Annotated in this window: 16 protein-coding genes and 1 pseudogene; 9 read left to right on the top strand and 8 right to left on the bottom strand. The window is 57.1% G+C overall.

The genetic code is table 11. The features are described 5' to 3' along the window. Positions 1 to 196 (top strand): annotated as a pseudogene (locus BUE09_RS20710) (hypothetical protein); the annotation flags it as partial. Positions 197 to 458: 262 nt separating this feature from the next. Here the strand turns inward: BUE09_RS20710 and tyrS are convergent. Then, entirely contained in the window at positions 459 to 1,664 is a 1,206-nt protein-coding gene (tyrS, locus tag BUE09_RS18930) for a tyrosine--tRNA ligase (RefSeq protein ID WP_073303507.1), read from the bottom strand. Positions 1,665 to 1,846: 182 nt separating this feature from the next. Between tyrS and BUE09_RS18935 the strand changes: the two genes are divergently transcribed. Continuing rightward, positions 1,847 to 3,250: a peptidoglycan DD-metalloendopeptidase family protein gene (locus tag BUE09_RS18935; protein WP_083380644.1), complete on the top strand. Its 1,404-nt coding sequence runs from the start codon at positions 1,847 to 1,849 to the stop codon at positions 3,248 to 3,250. Beyond that, positions 3,251 to 4,342, top strand: a complete 1,092-nt coding sequence (locus BUE09_RS18940; RefSeq protein WP_073303508.1) for an anhydro-N-acetylmuramic acid kinase — start codon at positions 3,251 to 3,253, stop codon at positions 4,340 to 4,342. 96 nt (positions 4,343 to 4,438) lie between these two features. On the opposite strand, the gene erpA is transcribed toward BUE09_RS18940, so the two are convergent. Both erpA and argC read right to left on the bottom strand, forming a co-directional pair. Beyond that, positions 4,439 to 4,789: an iron-sulfur cluster insertion protein ErpA gene (gene erpA, locus BUE09_RS18945; RefSeq protein ID WP_019341357.1), complete on the bottom strand. Its 351-nt coding sequence runs from the start codon at positions 4,787 to 4,789 to the stop codon at positions 4,439 to 4,441. 142 nt (positions 4,790 to 4,931) lie between these two features. Continuing rightward, the gene (argC, locus tag BUE09_RS18950; RefSeq protein ID WP_073303510.1) at positions 4,932 to 5,966 is read right to left on the bottom strand and encodes an N-acetyl-gamma-glutamyl-phosphate reductase; all 1,035 of its coding nucleotides are present in this window, start codon (positions 5,964 to 5,966) and stop codon (positions 4,932 to 4,934) included. 134 nt (positions 5,967 to 6,100) lie between these two features. On the opposite strand from argC, the gene hemJ reads away from it, so the two are divergent. The 3 genes from hemJ (at position 6,101) to BUE09_RS18965 (ending at position 8,554) form a co-directional block, all read left to right on the top strand. Then, positions 6,101 to 6,529: a protoporphyrinogen oxidase HemJ gene (hemJ, locus tag BUE09_RS18955; protein ID WP_073303512.1), complete on the top strand. Its 429-nt coding sequence runs from the start codon at positions 6,101 to 6,103 to the stop codon at positions 6,527 to 6,529. A gap of 20 nt (positions 6,530 to 6,549) precedes the next feature. Further along, complete coding sequence (locus BUE09_RS18960; protein WP_073303514.1) at positions 6,550 to 7,524, top strand: NAD(P)H-dependent flavin oxidoreductase; 975 nt, start codon at positions 6,550 to 6,552, stop codon at positions 7,522 to 7,524. A 106-nt stretch (positions 7,525 to 7,630) separates the two neighbouring features. Further along, a complete protein-coding gene (locus BUE09_RS18965; protein WP_073303516.1) occupies positions 7,631 to 8,554 on the top strand; it encodes a DUF805 domain-containing protein in 924 nt (307 codons plus the stop codon). Between the two features lie 32 nt (positions 8,555 to 8,586). Here BUE09_RS18965 and BUE09_RS18970 read toward each other — a convergent pair whose 3' ends face one another. After that, positions 8,587 to 10,062, bottom strand: coding sequence for an AAA family ATPase (locus BUE09_RS18970; RefSeq protein WP_073303518.1), 1,476 nt, complete (start codon positions 10,060 to 10,062; stop codon positions 8,587 to 8,589). A gap of 77 nt (positions 10,063 to 10,139) precedes the next feature. Between BUE09_RS18970 and BUE09_RS18975 the strand changes: the two genes are divergently transcribed. Next, a complete protein-coding gene (locus BUE09_RS18975) occupies positions 10,140 to 10,481 on the top strand; it encodes a histidine triad nucleotide-binding protein (protein ID WP_073303520.1) in 342 nt (113 codons plus the stop codon). Between the two features lie 62 nt (positions 10,482 to 10,543). After that, positions 10,544 to 11,191: a 2-polyprenyl-3-methyl-6-methoxy-1,4-benzoquinone monooxygenase gene (gene coq7 / locus BUE09_RS18980; protein WP_073303522.1), complete on the top strand. Its 648-nt coding sequence runs from the start codon at positions 10,544 to 10,546 to the stop codon at positions 11,189 to 11,191. A 700-nt stretch (positions 11,192 to 11,891) separates the two neighbouring features. On the opposite strand, the gene BUE09_RS18985 is transcribed toward coq7, so the two are convergent. Then, positions 11,892 to 12,314 carry an OsmC family protein gene (locus BUE09_RS18985; protein WP_073303524.1) on the bottom strand — a complete coding sequence of 141 codons (423 nt, stop codon included), beginning with the start codon at positions 12,312 to 12,314 and terminating at the stop codon, positions 11,892 to 11,894. Between the two features lie 218 nt (positions 12,315 to 12,532). Here BUE09_RS18985 and crp point away from each other — a divergent pair, with 218 nt between their 5' ends. Next, positions 12,533 to 13,177, top strand: coding sequence for a cAMP-activated global transcriptional regulator CRP (crp, locus tag BUE09_RS18990; RefSeq protein WP_045430655.1), 645 nt, complete (start codon positions 12,533 to 12,535; stop codon positions 13,175 to 13,177). 61 nt (positions 13,178 to 13,238) lie between these two features. On the opposite strand, the gene trpC is transcribed toward crp, so the two are convergent. From trpC to BUE09_RS19005, 3 genes are read right to left on the bottom strand one after another with little or no spacing between them, the layout of a single operon-like run. Next, the gene (gene trpC / locus BUE09_RS18995; RefSeq protein WP_073303526.1) at positions 13,239 to 14,075 is read right to left on the bottom strand and encodes an indole-3-glycerol phosphate synthase TrpC; all 837 of its coding nucleotides are present in this window, start codon (positions 14,073 to 14,075) and stop codon (positions 13,239 to 13,241) included. Next, on the bottom strand, positions 14,072 to 15,118 hold the full coding sequence (gene trpD / locus BUE09_RS19000; protein ID WP_073303528.1) for an anthranilate phosphoribosyltransferase: 1,047 nt from the start codon (positions 15,116 to 15,118) through the stop codon (positions 14,072 to 14,074). Before trpD ends, trpC begins: the two co-directional genes overlap by 4 nt. Then, on the bottom strand, positions 15,118 to 15,711 hold the full coding sequence (locus BUE09_RS19005; protein ID WP_073303531.1) for an aminodeoxychorismate/anthranilate synthase component II: 594 nt from the start codon (positions 15,709 to 15,711) through the stop codon (positions 15,118 to 15,120). The genes trpD and BUE09_RS19005 overlap by 1 nt, the downstream gene beginning before the upstream one ends. Positions 15,712 to 15,948 lie beyond the last annotated feature (237 nt).

Here is a 15,948-nt window from a genome sequence, read left to right on the forward strand (position 1 = left end):
TGATAATCTTGCTGACTACCAGTCTTACCTCACAAGCACCCACACGAATTGCTTGATTCAGTTGTTAAAGAGCGTTTCGATCAAGTCTTTCGTCTTAACCGAGGCCGCGCATTCTACAGCAGCCTTGTGTCTCGTCAAGCTGTTTTTGAAGAAGTTTTTCTTTCTTCTCAACCGCTTGCGCTTCCGATCAACCTAGCGTCTCTCGTCAGCGGGAGGCGAATCATACAGCGTCTAAAACCGCTGTCAACCACCTCTTTCAACCGCCTCCGATCAACCTGACCGAAGCTGCCAACAGCGCGAAACCGCCACCCTGTCAGCCCGGCGCATTCTACTCGAATTCGCCATCCGTGCAAGCTTTTATTTTCGCTAACTTCTTGATTTACAAGAGGTTTCGCTAAAGGCCTGCACCGGAGAAGGTGCGCATTATAGGCAGCTGAAATCTCACGTCAACGGTTTTCTTAGCTTTGTTCAGCTTTGAGCGAAACCCGCCCAAAGGACTTCTTGCCCGCCTGGCACACGTGCGTACTACCAAGCCTGACGATAAACGTTCGATCAACGACTTCGCCATCCACCCGAACCCCGCCCGACGCCAGCAGATCACGAGCCACTGCCGCGTTCTTTACAAGGCCCGCTCGATTCAACACCGCAGAGATGGGCATATCCTCGGTAGATTGCAGTTCGATATTGGGAATATCTTCAGGAAGCTCGCCCTCCTTCATTCTATTACCCGCCGATCGGTGAGCTGTCGCGGCGGCCTCCTCACCATGGAAACGAGCCACGATCTCCTCGGCAAGCTTGATCTTGATGTCGCGAGGATTCGTGCCACGCTGAACATCCGCTCGAAACTCTTCGATTTCTTCCATAGCGCGAAAGCTAAGCAACTCGAAGTATCGCCACATGAGTGCATCCGGAATCGACACGAGCTTGCTGTACATAACCCCTGGCACTTCCTGGATGCCTACGTAGTTACCGAGCGACTTGGACATTTTCTTCACGCCATCCAATCCCTCAAGGAGCGGCATCGTCACGATGCATTGTGACTCCTGCCCGTACGAGCGCTGAAGCTCACGCCCCATCAACAGATTGAATTTCTGATCAGTACCACCCAACTCAACATCCGCACGCAGCGCAACGGAATCGTAGCCCTGCACCAGCGGGTACAAGAATTCATGGATGGCAATAGGCTGGTTAGTAGAGTAGCGCTTGCTAAAATCATCACGCTCCAGCATACGAGCCACGGTGTACTGAGATGCCAAACGGATAAAGTCCGACGGCGTCAGCTGATCCATCCAGGAAGAATTGAATGCCACCTCCGTCTTGGCCGGATCAAGAATCTTGAACACTTGACTCTTGTAGGTTTCTGCGTTCTCCAAGACCTGATCGCGCGTCAGAGGCGGGCGCGTTGCGCTCTTGCCACTTGGATCGCCGATCATCCCGGTGAAATCCCCGATAAGGAAGACAACCTGATGTCCGAGATCTTGAAACTGGCGCAGCTTATTTATAAGCACGGTGTGACCGAGATGGAGATCCGGCGCAGTTGGATCGAAACCGGCCTTGATTCGAAGCGGAAGGCCGCGCTCCAGCTTTTTGACCAGCTCTACCTCGACGAGCACTTCGTCAGCGCCCCGCTTGATCACCGACAACTGCTCTTGAACTGACTTCATTGGAGGCCCCACCCCAGGAGATAAAGGCGATAAACCTTACAAGAACGCCGGGAAAATTCAACGTCGGCAAACGTGAATCGGGCTGCGGCAGGGTATCGAGGGTTGCCTCGACATCACTTTGCTTATATTTTAGGCAGATATTTTCTCTGTACAAAATATCGCCAGACATTCCAGACTTTCTAATGACCTATTCAAAATCGAAAGCACCTCTCTACCCGAAGAGCCATCTCCTGGCTGCAAGCGGTGTAGCTGCGCTTCTGAGCCTGGCACTCCTTGTATTCCCATCGCGCGAAGTCGAAGCCAAGAAGACGTTTCTCGATCTGCGCCTCGATACGGCTGCAGAACTTGCAACCGTACGCGAAGAACCGCTTGTTGGCCTTTTGGTTGAACCGCCCTTCACTCCAACCGAAACCACCAGCGAACCCGAACTTCAATCATTGCTACTGGAAAGCCCCGAAGCGGCCGAAGCGGCCGAAGCGAAGCCTCTGTCGAAAGAAGTTGTAGTGGCGAACGGGGATACACTATCGACGGTATTCGCAAAGGTTGGCCTTCCGCAAGCAGCCGTTCACGACGTCTTGGCCAGCAGCAAAGAGGCAAAGCAGCTTGCTCGCCTGAAGGTTGGTCAGCGCCTCGAATTCGAATTGGATGAGCAGGGCAACCTTGCCCAGTTACGAAGCCAGCTGAACAAGCTGGAAAGCGTGCAACTGGAGCGATCAGGCACCAGCTACGTATTCAAAAAGGAACAACTCAAGCCGGACGTGAGTACTGCTTACGCATACGGCCGCATAGAGAGCAGCTTGTTTCTTGCTGCGAAGAAAGCGGGCCTCACTCATAACCTGACAATGGATCTGGCCAACGTGTTCGGCTACGACATCGATTTCGCCATGGACATACGTAAAGGCGATTCATTCGAGGTGATATACGAGGAAAAAACTATTGCCGGCGACAGGGTTGGAACAGGCAACATTCTTGCGGCTCGATTCACCAATCGTGGCAAGAGTTATACAGCTGTTCGCTATACCAACAAGCAGGGCAATAGCAGCTATTACACGGCCGACGGCCAAAGCATGCGCAAAGCGTTCATTCGAACGCCGGTAGACTTCGCGCGCATCAGCTCACGCTTCTCCAACGGGCGTAAGCATCCCATCCTGAACAAGATCCGCGCGCACAAAGGTGTGGACTACGCCGCAGCCCGCGGCACGCCCATCAAGAGTGCGGGAGACGGCAAAGTCCTACTCGCGGGCCGTAAAGGCGGTTACGGCAACACCGTAGTCATTCAACACGGCAATCGCTATCGCACTCTTTATGCTCATATGCAGGGATTCGCCAAAGGCGTACGCAACGGATCCTCCGTCAAACAGGGACAGATCATTGGCTATATCGGCACGACCGGGCTGTCGACCGGCCCGCACCTGCATTATGAATTCCAGGTTGACGGTGTACATGTCGATCCGCTGGGCCTGAAACTGCCAATGGCAGATCCCATCGCGAAGAACGAGAAGCAGCGCTTTATTCAGCTCAGCACGCCTCTGATGGCGCGGATGGACGAAGAGCGTACAACCATGCTGGCGATGAAGAACGAGTAGATGCCGCTCTACATCGGCGTGATGTCAGGCACCAGCCTGGATGGTCTGGATTTCGCTCTGATTGAACAGAGTCAACGGACAACATTGCTGGAGACACACTACGAGCCTATGCCGGCGCGGCTCAGAAAGGATCTGCTCGACCTATGCACATCAGGTCCTGACGAAATCGCCCGCGCAGCCCTTGCCGAACAGGCTTGGGCCGAACTCGCGAGTGCAGGGGTACACGAACTGCTCCTCAAGGCGCAGCTTGCTCCATCTACCATCCGTGCGATAGGCAGCCACGGGCAGACCGTGCGCCACGAGCCGCAACGCGGCTTCTCGATCCAGATCGGGCACCCATCCCTACTCGCAGAACTAACCAACATCAGCGTAGTGACCGATTTTCGTCGGCGTGATATTGCTGCTGGCGGCCAAGGCGCACCGCTGGTACCTGCCTTCCATGAAAGCTTGTTCAGCGATGCAAAACGAATCAGAGCGGTCCTCAACATCGGCGGGTTCAGCAACGTTAGCCTGCTACGTCCAGCTATGGCGACACGCGGCTTCGATTGCGGCCCTGGCAACGTGCTGCTCGATGCTTGGATACAGCGCCACCAGGAACAACCCTACGACCGCAGCGGCAACTGGGCATTCAGTGGTCAGGTCAATCAACGATTGCTTACACAGCTATTGAGCGACCCATTCTTCTCTACCCGTGGCCCAAAGAGCACCGGACGGGAACTGTTCAACCTGGCCTGGCTGGACACACAACTCGCGTGTTTTCCCGAACTCGCTCCTGCAGATGTCCAGGCGACCCTACTCGAACTGACTGCGCGTAGCATCGGTGAGTCGCTCATGCTGTCCCAACCTGACACAGAGGACGTACTGGTTTGCGGCGGCGGTGCGCACAACACTGCTCTGATGCAAAGACTGCAAGTATTGCTGCCAGCATGCGAGCTGAAGACCACCGCGAGCTACGGCATAGAGCCGGACTGGTTAGAAGCCATGGCGTTCGCGTGGTTAGCGCACTGCTGCATCGAAGGCATCGCCGCCAACCGACCGAGCGTCACAGGAGCTCGTGGGCTGCGAATCCTTGGCGCTTTCTACCCTGCCTGAGCCGTTCGCATCTCCTGTTCTAATGCCGCGTTATCATTCTGGCCCATAAACAGAAACACCGTGCCAAGGCACGGTGTTTCTTTGTTACAGGGAGATCTAGATCGAGAATGACTGACCGCAACCGCACGTTGTCGTAGCGTTCGGATTCGTGATGATGAAGCGTGAACCTTCCAAGCCTTCCTGATAATCAACTTCAGCACCGGCAAGGTATTGGTAGCTCATCGGGTCCACCACCAAGCTCACACCCTCGCGCTCGATGATGGTGTCATCCTCAGCCAGCTCCTCGTCGAAGGTAAAACCATACTGGAAACCAGAGCAGCCGCCGCCGGTGACGAAGACGCGCAGCTTCAGCCGCGGGTTGCCCTCCTCATCGACCAGACTCTTCACCTTGCTCGCGGCACCCTGACTGAACTGGATCGCGGTAGGTGTGAAGGATTCGACACTCATTTGGTTCTCCTGGCGAGTGAACGCACATTACTGCTTTGACGCCGCATTATCGGCTTATCCTACGAAATCGGTCAACTATTCGTCGACGACGGGGAGCGGGCTAATAGATAGCTTCTCTCAAGCAATTTTCGTGGCCGCCGGGTCAAGGTAGCAAGGCAGCATTGCCTAGGCCGAGCCGTTCATCCAGACCAAAGACGATGTTCATGTTCTGTAGCGCCTGACCGGAGGCGCCTTTGACAAGGTTATCGATGACTGACAACACAACCACTAGATCTCCACCCTGCGGACGGTGGATTGCGATGCGGCATACGTTTGCACCGCGCACACTGCGGGTCTCCGGATGGCTTCCTGCCGGCATCACATCGACAAATGGTTCGCTAGCGTAACGTTGCTCGTAAAGCGCCTGCAGATCCACCGAGGTGTCTAGAACCGTCGCATACAGAGTGGCATGGATGCCGCGAATCATGGGGGTCAGATGAGGCACGAAGGTCAAGCCGACATTACCACCGGCTGCACGCCGGAGGCCCTGGCTAATCTCTGGCAGATGACGGTGGCCCTTGACCGCGTAGGCCATCATGCTTTCGCCCGCCTCGGTGAACAGCGATCCGACCTTCGCTGCGCGCCCGGCGCCGCTCACACCCGACTTGCAGTCAGCAATCAACCGGGATGTATCGGCCAGCCCCCGCTCCAGCAAAGGCAGATAACCAAGCTGGGCTGCTGTTGGATAACAACCAGGAACAGCAATCAATCGGGCTCCCTTGATCTGCTCACGATTCACCTCGGGCAAACCGTAAACCGCTTCGGGCAGCAGCCCCGGGGCTCCATGTGGCTGGCCATACCACTTTGCCCATTCATCCGCATCCTGCAGGCGAAAGTCCGCGGATAAGTCGATGACGCGAGTACCGGCATCGAGTAGCTCTGCCGCCAGCGCGTGAGCAACGCCATGCGGGGTCGCAAAGAAGACCACATCGCAGGCACCAAGCGTTGCGGTGTCCGGGTTAGTGAAGGCCAGCTGGTCATAATGACCCCGAAGGTTCGGATACATATCCGTCACCTTGACCCCGTTCTCGGAGCGCGAGGTGATCACAGCCACTTCCGCCTGAGGGTGCTGGGCCAACAGACGCAGCAACTCGACCCCGGTGTAGCCTGTGCCGCCAACGATTCCGACCTTGATCATGAGCTGCCTCTCGCAGTGGAACGATAATGAACGTCGATGATAAAGGGGCCTGCGCTCAGGGCCAACCACCGAGATGACGCGCGGGCCCTTAAGCCACTACTATCGGACCGACTCTGAACCGAAGGAATTTGCTAATGCTCTATCTCTGGCTCAAAGCCTTGCACATCGTTGCAATCGTCTGCTGGTTCGCGGGGCTGTTCTATCTGCCGAGATTGTTCGTTTATCACGCCATGAGCGAGGACGCGATCAGCCGGGAGCGGTTTCAGATCATGGAGCGCAAGCTCTATCGCGGCATCATGACTCCCTCGATGGTCGCCGCACTGGCTTTCGGCATAGGCATGATCGTACTGAACCCTGCACTGTTCTCCAGCGGCGGCTGGCTGCACGCCAAGCTTGCACTGGTAGCCCTGCTGATTGGCTATCACCATATGTGTGGCGCCCAGCTGAAGCGATTCGCACGCGATGAGAACACCCGCAGTCATGTGTTCTACCGCTGGTTCAACGAGTTTCCGGTATTGCTGCTACTGGCTATCGTCATTCTCGTCGTCATCAAACCATTCTGAAAACCGACAAGGAATCTGCCATGTCATTGCCAGCCATCCTCGAAGAGCGCCTTCGTCTACCTTTGGTCGCCGCTCCCATGTTCCTGGTATCGAACCCCGCGCTGGTAGCCGCATGTTGCAAAAGCGGCGTGGTCGGTAGCTTTCCCGCACTGAACCAGCGAGAGAGTAGTGGATTCCGAGATTGGTTACAGGAGATAGACCAGCACTTGTCAGGTGCACACAAACCCGCCCCTTATGCTGTCAATCTGATCGTGCACCACAGTAACCCTCGGCTTCAGGCGGATCTATCGATATGCGTGGAACAGCGGGTGCCGATCGTGATCACCAGCCTCGGCGCCGTAAGGGAGGTGGTGGACGCGGTGCACAGCTATGGCGGGCTTGTGTTTCACGATGTCACCACACGACGGCATGCGGAAAAAGCTGCTGAAGCTGGGGTTGACGGTCTGATCGCGGTGGCCGCTGGCGCTGGTGGCCACGCCGGCACCTGGAGTCCTTTTGCCTTGGTGGCCGAGATTCGCCAATTCTTCGACAAAACACTTTTGCTCTCCGGCTGCCTCAATCATGGTCACGAGATACTCGCCGCGCAGATCCTCGGTGCGGACTTGGCCTACATGGGGACGCGCTTCATTGCCACGCGTGAAAGCCAGGCTTCGGATGAATACAAGCAAATGCTGCTGCAGGCGCATGCTGCAGACATCATTCACACGGCCGCAGTATCAGGCGTGCCCGCTAGCTTTCTGCGCCAAAGCCTGCAGCAGGCCGGCTACGATGAGGAGCGTCTGAAGAACAAAGGCGAAATGAACTACAGCGAAAAGCTAAAACCCGTCAGCGATGAAGCAAAGGCCTGGAAAACCGTATGGTCGGCGGGTCAGGGCGTAGGGGAAATACGAGATTTGCCGAGCAGCGAAGAACTGATCGCCCGACTGGATCGGGAATACCGTGCTGCCCACAATCACGCGGTGCAGCTGTCGCATCGCTGGCTGCGTCAACCGTGACGCAGCTCGCAGTTGCTGCAAGCCCCAGGCCACTCTGGTTCAAGATACTTGTTGGCCGTTCAGCCGCGACTTAGGCTTCCCCAAAAACCAGCAACAGGGACGTTGGATGAGCGCTGATCAGTACCGAATCGTCTTTGACGGTGAACTCGTAGCGGGCGTCTCGCCCGACACGGCCAAGAGCAACCTGATCCGGCTGTTCAAATGCGACGCGGGCAAAATCGAGCGTCTGTTCGGTCATGGCTCGGTCCAGATCAAGCGTGACCTGAGCGCTCGGGAGGCCGACCGATACCTGCAAGCACTGCATCGTGCCGGCGTACAGGCACGTAAGGAGCCGGAGTCAGCGAAAGGTTTTACGCTGGCTATCGCTGAATACGCGCCAGCACAGCCAAGCGATGCACCAGTCATTACCGAACAGATGGCGTGCCCCAAATGCGGCCACACACAGCCAGCCGCTATCGAGTGCTGCAGCTGTGGAATCGTGATCCAGAAGTATCTGGCACGCCAGGCTCTGCAGGGCGAAACGTCGGCCCAGAGCCACAGCACTGCGCACCCCTACGCACCACCACGCGCTGAGGTCGGCGAGCCACCTGCGGAATACAGCGAACTAAAGGTCTTCACGATACACGGCCGGATCGGTCGGCTGCGTTATCTAGCCTGGTCCATGGCGTTGATGGCTGCGGCGCTCGGCCTATTGTTAGCTTCCGGCATGACGTTCGCTGCCTCGACTGTGCTCGGTGTGATTCTCACCGGCGTGTTCGGCATCGGCTTTCTGCTCGTCAGTATCCAGATCGGTGTGCAGCGTTTGCATGACGTCGGTTGGTCCGGCTGGTTCATGCTGCTCTATCTGGTCCCGATCATCGGCACTGTCTTTCCATTGGTGGTACTGCTGATGCCAGGCAACGCCGGACCGAATCGCTTCGGACCTCCGCAGCCGCCGAACAGCAGGGCCGTAAAGATCCTCGCGGCGCTCTGGCTGCTCGTTCCTGTCGTCGCCATCCTGACCGCTATCGTCCTGCCGACTCATCAGTAAGCTGTAGTGCCCTTGGTAAGGCAGCAAGCCAGCTAGGCCAGCACGGTTCGCCCCGAAGCCCAACCACGAAGCTCATCCAGCTTTTCGGCCATCACTACCGAAAGCGGCGCGGTAGCCCTGATGCAACCGAGAAGCATGTCCTGATCGGGTTCGCTGGACTGCGCCTGCCCAGCATAGACGGCTGACACCACCACCTGCTCGATCTCAGCTCCGGAGAATCCATCACAAGCAGCCGCAAGTGCTGCCAGATCGAACTGATCGGCTGTCAGTTCTCGCCGTGCTAGATGAATCCCGAATATTTCTGCCCGTGTTGCCGCATCGGGCAAGTCGACAAAGAACAACTCGTCAAAGCGCCCTTTACGTAACAGTTCTGGCGGAAGCCGATCCACTGCGTTGGCGGTCGCTACCATGAACACCGGCGCTTCACGCTCAGCCATCCAGGTAAGCAAGGTGCCCAGGACACGCTGGCTGACGCCACCATCCATTTCGCCGGTGGCGAGACCTTTTTCCAACTCGTCCATCCATAACACGCAAGGCGCCATTTGTTCGGCCAGTGTTAACGCCTCGCGCAGATTACGCTCGGTTTCACCGAAGAACTTGTTGTACAGGCACGCAAAATCCAGGCGCAGCAACGGCAAACCCCATAGACCAGCAACCGCCTTGGCCGCCATACTTTTCCCGCCGCCCTGCACGCCAACAAGCAGCACTCCACGCGGCATGTCCGATCGACTGCCGGTGAGAAAAGCCGTTTGACGCTGCCTCAGCCAGCGCTTCAAATTTTGAAGTCCGCCAACTTCGGCAAAGTGCTCGGTCTCGTACTCGAAGCCAAGCACACCATCCATATCCAGCAGTTCGAACTTTTTGCGATTGAGCTCTGGCAGATCTTCCTGTGTGATCGCGCCGTCATCGCAGATCAGGCTGTGCGCCAGGCTGCGCGCTTCGGCATGACTGAGTCCACGCAGATTCTTCACGACCTGCTGCAAAGTGCGATTGTCGGTTCGCACTCTGGCACCGCGATTGCGCTCGCTCCAAATGGTCGCTTCATCACGCACGATGCTCAACAGCTCTGCTTCGGTAGGCAAGGTGAGCCTGAGCCGAGCCGCATAGCGCTGGACCTCCAGCGGCAACCTGAGCGCATGCGACACCAGCACCAGCGTCGGTGCAGAGGGGGCCTGAGTCATTGCGATTTCTTTCAACAAGCGCACCAAACGCGGCTCATCAAGAAAAGGATGCAAATCGCAGAACACATACAGACTGCCCAAGGGGTCGTGCTTGACCCGCCTCAATGCGACTTCAGCTGAGCAGCTTTCGCCTGCGTCCAGCGCCTCGCCGCCGAATGCGAGATGCCGGAGCCCTTCCGTCACGGACCAGACATGAAGCGTCATCCCCCGGTCGACAGCCAACCCGCTCAGCGTCTCGAGCACTCGACGCTCATCCCAGGATTCAATCAGCACCAATCGCAGCCTTGACTCGAGCACCAGAGCCAAGTCGTGGATATCATTCTTCATTCAGCATGCTCCGTGCCAGCTAACCAGTCCGAAAATCGCCTGTTACACTGCTTTGGTTGCAGTTTTGGAGAGACGCCATGGATTGTCTATTTTGCAAAATCGTCGCCGGGGCCATCCCTGCACAAAAGATCTATGAAGACGAACAGGTTATCGCCTTCAACGACATCGCGCCTCAGGCGCCCGTGCATTTCTTGGTGATCCCGAAGAAACACATCGCAACCCTGCATGACCTAAGCGAGGATGATGACAAAGTTCTCGCTGGCCATATCTTGTTTAGCGCACAACGTCTCGCCGAAGAGCAGGGCTGTCAGGAAGGCTTTCGAGTTGTCATGAACTGCAACGACCTGGGTGGCCAGACGGTCTATCACATCCATATGCATGTGCTCGGTCAGCGTCAGATGCATTGGCCTCCCGGCTGAACACTCGCCCCCAACCAGCAGCACCAACCGCCCACGCCTGCTCCGAATCATCTGGAGGCGACATGCCGAACCAACGCCAATACTCTCCTGCTGACCGCCTGCTGCTGCAGGCCGACGCTGCATTACGGACGCTGCTACCGTTCAGCGGCCAACCCCACCGACCAACGCCGGCTGTTTTGAAGAACGAGGCTGAGCTGAGCGACAGCGAAGCGCGTCACGTGGCCGGCCTGATGCGCATCAATCACACCGGTGAGGTTTGCGCACAGGCGCTTTACCAGGGTCAGGCACTGACAGCTCGACTGCCGAGGGTACGCGAGGCGATGGAACGCGCAGCAGATGAGGAAATCGATCATCTGGCCTGGTGCGAACAGCGCATTCATCAGTTAGGCAGCCACACTAGCGTTCTCAATCCGCTTTTTTACGGATTGTCGTTCGGCATCGGTGCGTCGGCCGGTCTGATCAGCGACCGGATCAGCCTGGGTTTCGTCGCAGCCACGGAAGATCAAGTCTGCAAACATCTAGATGAGCATCTCGAGCAGATTCCACAGGGCGACGAGAAGTCCCGGGCAATCCTCGAACAGATGCGCACGGATGAAGCGCAGCATTCGACTGCTGCCCTCGATGCCGGCGGCTTGCGCTTTCCGGCGCCGGTGAAGTTCGGCATGAGTCTGATGGCCAAGGTGATGACCAAAGCCACCTACCGGATCTGACCCGACATAACGAAGAAGGGCGCCTGACAGGCGCCCTTCTGGTGTCTGCAGTCGTTACCTTGACTCGGCGCCAGGAAGTAAGCTCTAAGTCAGGTTTATTTCGTGTCGATGAAACGCTTCTACGCGCGACATCACGGCTAAAGTCACGAATTTGATAGTTGACAGTGTCGCAGCTAGAAGCGGATCGGTGGGTCGGATAGTTGAGGCCTTTTAGCGGTGAGATAACGCTGCAAGCGAAGGCAGCGGCCCACGCGAAAGGTCGCAATTCCTTCTATCGGATGAATCCGGTAACGGACCGTATGTCCTTGATCTGGCTCGGTGGGCGTGACCGGCCGCTTCAAGAATACTGTCTTCGATCGCAGCCTACGGTTCGTAATATGCTACCGCGTAGTATCAGGGATATTTGCACCGATGTTATCCACGCCATTTGTCGGAATCGGCGCCAGCCGCACCGCGCGATAAGTTTCGCCGATGCACTCAACATACGCCTGCTAAGCTTGGCGTTTCGGCAAAGCAAATGTCGTAGATATTCAATTCAAGAACTTCTTCAGCTTGCTGCACTCACGGAGTTGTAGTTGCGACCATGGCCAAGATGTTCTAGCGAAACGCCCCATTAAACGGGGCGCGCATTATGCTGATCGGACCGCCAGGTCCAGCACGGGAAGCCGTGATCAAGGCACTCTCCCAGAGTTATCGGCGGTCAACCCAACTCTACGATTTCATACTCGTGGGTAATCTCGACACCCGCGCGACCAAGCATGATCGAGGCAGAACAGTATTTCTCAGCAGACAGTTCGACGGCACGTTTAACTTGAGCCTCCTTCAGCCCACGCCCCTTGACGACAAAGTGCAGATGAATCTTGGTGAACACCTTCGGATCCTCATCGGCGCGCTCTGCCTTCAGGAATGCTTCGCAGCTTTCCACAGCCTGACGCGACTTCTTCAGGATGCTCACTACGTCGAAGTTGCTGCAGCCACCGAGGCCCAGCAACAGCATTTCCATCGGTCGAACGCCCAGATTGCGTCCGCCATTTTCGGGCGGGCCATCCATCACCACGACATGGCCGCTGCCGGACTCGCCAAGAAACATTGCCTCGCCAGCCCACTGGATGCGCGCTTTCATCGATAGACCTCGCTTGAAAAGGAGCGAAGCTTAGCATGACCATTAGTGGGCGCTGGAGATGGCAATCCGACGAAATGAGTGACCAAAAGTTGATATTCGTGTCCCAGTTTTGTTGTCGACCCGGACCGGTCTGCTAAGCTCGCCAAGCCTGATAACAGAACTCAGTCATACATAATAAGAACTGCCTTCTAATTGGACACATCTTCCGGGACTACAGCATGGTTGCTATTACACTTACGCCCAAGATCAAGAACATCGACAAACTCCTCGCGCATTGCCATCGTCGGCGCTACACCGCCAAGAGCACTATCATCTATGCCGGTGACCGTAGCGAAACGCTTTTCTTCATCGTTAAAGGTTCGGTCACCATCCTGATCGAAGATGACGATGGCCGCGAGATGATCATTGCCTATCTCAACTCCGGTGATTTTTTCGGGGAGATGGGACTGTTCGAAAAAGAAGGTTCAGAAAAGGAACGTAGCGCATGGGTTCGCGCCAAGACCGAATGCGAAGTAGCAGAACTGAGCTACGCCAAGTTTCGTGAACTGACGCAGCAAGACCCCGATATTCTTTATGCACTCGGTAGCCAGATGGCTGAACGCTTGCGCAACACGACGCGCAAGGTGGGTGATCTGGCGTTCCTCGACGTAACCGGCCGCGTTGCCCGCACTCTGCTTGACCTGTGCAAGCAGCCCGATGCGATGACGCACCCGGACGGTATGCAGATCAAGATTACACGCCAGGAAATCGGCCGCATCGTCGGCTGCTCGCGGGAAATGGTCGGTCGCGTACTCAAGAGCCTCGAGTCACAGGGGCTGGTGCACGTGAAGGGAAAGACCATGGTGGTGTTCGGTACGCGCTGAAGATCGCATCACCACGATTGAAAAAGCCGGCAAACTTGCCGGCTTTTTCAATCGCAGCGAATCAGTCCGGATCAGCCGCCGATCGCGGACGGTTACGCCCTGGAAAGAACAAACGCTGCAGTTCAATCCCAGGCTGCTCGGCTCGCATGAACGCCTCGCCCACCAGAAATGCATAAACCTGGTTGATTTCCATCAGTTCCACGTCGGCACGATGAAGTATGCCGCTCTCGGTAACCGCCAGACGATCCTTCGGGATGCGTGGTAGCAATTCGAGGGTTGTTTCCAGGCTAAGCTCGAACGTGTGAAGGTTGCGGTTGTTGATACCGAGCAGAGGCGTATCGAGGCGCAGCGCGCGCTCCAGCTCTTCTCCATCATGGACCTCCACCAATACGTCGAGGTTCTGAGCCTTTGCCACATCAGCCAGTTCGGCCATCTGATCGTCTTCCAGCGCGGCGACAATCAGCAGAATGCAGTCAGCGCCCAAGGCTCTCGATTCGATGACCTGATACGGATCGACCATGAAGTCCTTGCGGATGACAGGCAGTTTGCATGCCGTGCGCGCTTGCTTCAGGTAGTCGTCGGCGCCCTGAAAAAAATCGATATCAGTCAGCACCGAAAGGCAGGTGGCACCACCCGCCTCGTAGCTTCGGGCGATGTCCGCCGGGACAAAATCCTCGCGCAGCACCCCTTTGCTTGGTGAGGCTTTTTTGATTTCTGCAATCACAGCCGGTTGCTTGTTACGCGCCTGCTCCTGCAGACGTCGGGCAAAGCCACGGACCGGATCGGCTGCCGCCGCCATTCGTTCAAGTTCGGCTAGTCCGACCCGGCCGCGGCGCTCGCTCACTTCCTCGCGCTTGCGCCTGATGATCTTTTCCAGAACCGTCGGCACACTGCTCATTGCGAACTCTCCTGCTTGAACACCACGGTGAAAGACACCAGCTCCTCGAACTTGTCCCGCGCCAAGCCGGTATGCAACGCATCATGGGCGATCTCCACGCCCTGCTTCAGGCTGCTGGCGATATCGGCCGCGTAAAGCGCAGCACCGGCATTGAGGACGATCATGTCGGCAGCCTTTTGCCCGTTGTCCGTTTTGCGCCGTCCCAATGCGTCGCGAATCAGCGCCAGCGAACCCTGTGCATCCTCGACATTGAGACCTATCAGGCTCTGGCTCTTGATCCCAAAATCCTCAGGCTGGATACGGTACTCACTGATTTCACCCTTGTTCAATTCGGCGACATAGGTCGGGGCCGCCAGACTGATCTCGTCGAGCCCGTCCTGTGCATGCACCACCAGCACATGCTTGCTTCCCAGGCGCGCCAGCACCTCGGCCATGGGCCGGCAGAGTTCCTTGCTGAACACCCCAAGCACCTGATGCTTGACGCCAGCGGGATTGGACATCGGGCCGAGGATGTTGAACAACGTGCGCAGACCCAGTTCACGGCGCGGGCCGGCAGCAAACTTCATCGCGCCGTGATGCGCTGGTGCAAACATGAAGCCGACGCCCACCGCATCGACACTGCGCGAAACCTGCTCGGGCGTGAGATCCAGGTAAACTCCGGCCGCTTCGAGCAGGTCGGCGCTACCACTTTTGCCCGACACTGCACGGTTGCCGTGCTTGGCGACCTTGCCGCCGGCGGCCGCTACCACGAAGGCTGCGGCAGTTGAAACATTGAAAATGTTCATCCCATCGCCACCGGTACCGCAGGTGTCCACCAATCGATGGGTATCGAAGTGCACCGGCTCGGCCAGCTCACGCATCACCTGTACGGCACCGACGATCTCATCAATCGTTTCGCTCTTCATGCGCATACCCATGAGGAACGCGCCAATCTGCGCATCGGTGCACTGGCCAGTCATGATCTGGCGCATCACCGCCTTCATCTCATCGGTGCTCAAGTCCAGCTGGCCGACGATGCGGTTGAGGGCTTCCTTGATATCCATCAGCGCACGCCTCCGGTCTGTTTCAGAAAATTGGCGAACAGTTCGTGCCCCTGCTCGGTGAGGATTGACTCCGGGTGAAACTGTACGCCTTCGACGTTCAGTGTCTTGTGCCGCAAGCCCATGATCTCGTCGACACTGCCGTCTTCCAGTTGCGTCCAGGCAGTGATCTCCAGACAGTCAGGCAGCGTTGCACGCTTGACCACCAGCGAGTGATAGCGTGTCACCGTGAGCGGGTTGTTCAGGCCGGCAAACACTCCGGTGTTCTCGTGCATAACCGGGCTGGTCTTGCCGTGCATGACCTGACGTGCACGCACGACCTCACCTCCAAATGCCTGCCCGATGCTCTGATGGCCGAGACAGACGCCGAGGATCGGCAGTTTGCCGGCGAAATGACGAATCAGTTCCAGCGAGACGCCCGCCTCGTTCGGCGTACAAGGGCCGGGTGATACGACAATCCGCTCCGGGTTCAGGGCTTCGATTTCGGCGATGCTCAGCTCATCGTTGCGCACCACTTTGACGTCCGCGCCGAGTTCGCCGAGGTATTGCACGACGTTGTAGGTAAAGGAATCGTAGTTATCCAGCATTAGCAGCATTTGCGTCACCCTAGGGCTTGAGGCTGATCCACCACCTGCCATGACGGCCCGAGCCGGCGCAAAGGCGCCTCGGCAGAACGATCGGTAGTACAGGTGTGAACGGGGTATTCCGGCACGGAGCCAGCAACGAGGATCAGGCGCGCCAACGCCAGCGGGCATGAGCCTTGAACAGACGCATCAGGAGGGTGCTGCTGAATTTCACGGAAAAGGTCTCGCAGAGCTGACAGCGCAAAGTAG

Source organism: Stutzerimonas xanthomarina DSM 18231 (genome assembly GCF_900129835.1).
GTDB classification, from domain to species: Bacteria; Pseudomonadota; Gammaproteobacteria; order Pseudomonadales; family Pseudomonadaceae; genus Stutzerimonas; species Stutzerimonas xanthomarina.

Bases quoted from the DNA above. Each gene is read 5' to 3' on its own strand.
- BUE09_RS18985 (WP_073303524.1), bottom strand. From the start codon at position 12,314: ATGAAAGCGCGCATCCAGTGGGCTGGCGAGGCAATGTTTCTTGGCGAG.
- BUE09_RS19005 (WP_073303531.1), bottom strand. From the start codon at position 15,711: ATGCTGCTAATGCTGGATAACTACGATTCCTTTACCTACAACGTCGTG.
- coq7 (WP_073303522.1), top strand. From the start codon at position 10,544: ATGCCGAACCAACGCCAATACTCTCCTGCTGACCGCCTGCTGCTGCAG.
- argC (WP_073303510.1), bottom strand. From the start codon at position 5,966: ATGATCAAGGTCGGAATCGTTGGCGGCACAGGCTACACCGGGGTCGAG.
- BUE09_RS18960 (WP_073303514.1), top strand. From the start codon at position 6,550: ATGTCATTGCCAGCCATCCTCGAAGAGCGCCTTCGTCTACCTTTGGTC.
- BUE09_RS18970 (WP_073303518.1), bottom strand. From the start codon at position 10,062: ATGAAGAATGATATCCACGACTTGGCTCTGGTGCTCGAGTCAAGGCTG.
- crp (WP_045430655.1), top strand. From the start codon at position 12,533: ATGGTTGCTATTACACTTACGCCCAAGATCAAGAACATCGACAAACTC.
- tyrS (WP_073303507.1), bottom strand. From the start codon at position 1,664: ATGAAGTCAGTTCAAGAGCAGTTGTCGGTGATCAAGCGGGGCGCTGAC.
- trpD (WP_073303528.1), bottom strand. From the start codon at position 15,118: ATGGATATCAAGGAAGCCCTCAACCGCATCGTCGGCCAGCTGGACTTG.
- BUE09_RS18965 (WP_073303516.1), top strand. From the start codon at position 7,631: ATGAGCGCTGATCAGTACCGAATCGTCTTTGACGGTGAACTCGTAGCG.
- BUE09_RS18940 (WP_073303508.1), top strand. From the start codon at position 3,251: ATGCCGCTCTACATCGGCGTGATGTCAGGCACCAGCCTGGATGGTCTG.
- BUE09_RS18935 (WP_083380644.1), top strand. From the start codon at position 1,847: ATGACCTATTCAAAATCGAAAGCACCTCTCTACCCGAAGAGCCATCTC.
- hemJ (WP_073303512.1), top strand. From the start codon at position 6,101: ATGCTCTATCTCTGGCTCAAAGCCTTGCACATCGTTGCAATCGTCTGC.
- erpA (WP_019341357.1), bottom strand. From the start codon at position 4,789: ATGAGTGTCGAATCCTTCACACCTACCGCGATCCAGTTCAGTCAGGGT.
- trpC (WP_073303526.1), bottom strand. From the start codon at position 14,075: ATGAGCAGTGTGCCGACGGTTCTGGAAAAGATCATCAGGCGCAAGCGC.
- BUE09_RS18975 (WP_073303520.1), top strand. From the start codon at position 10,140: ATGGATTGTCTATTTTGCAAAATCGTCGCCGGGGCCATCCCTGCACAA.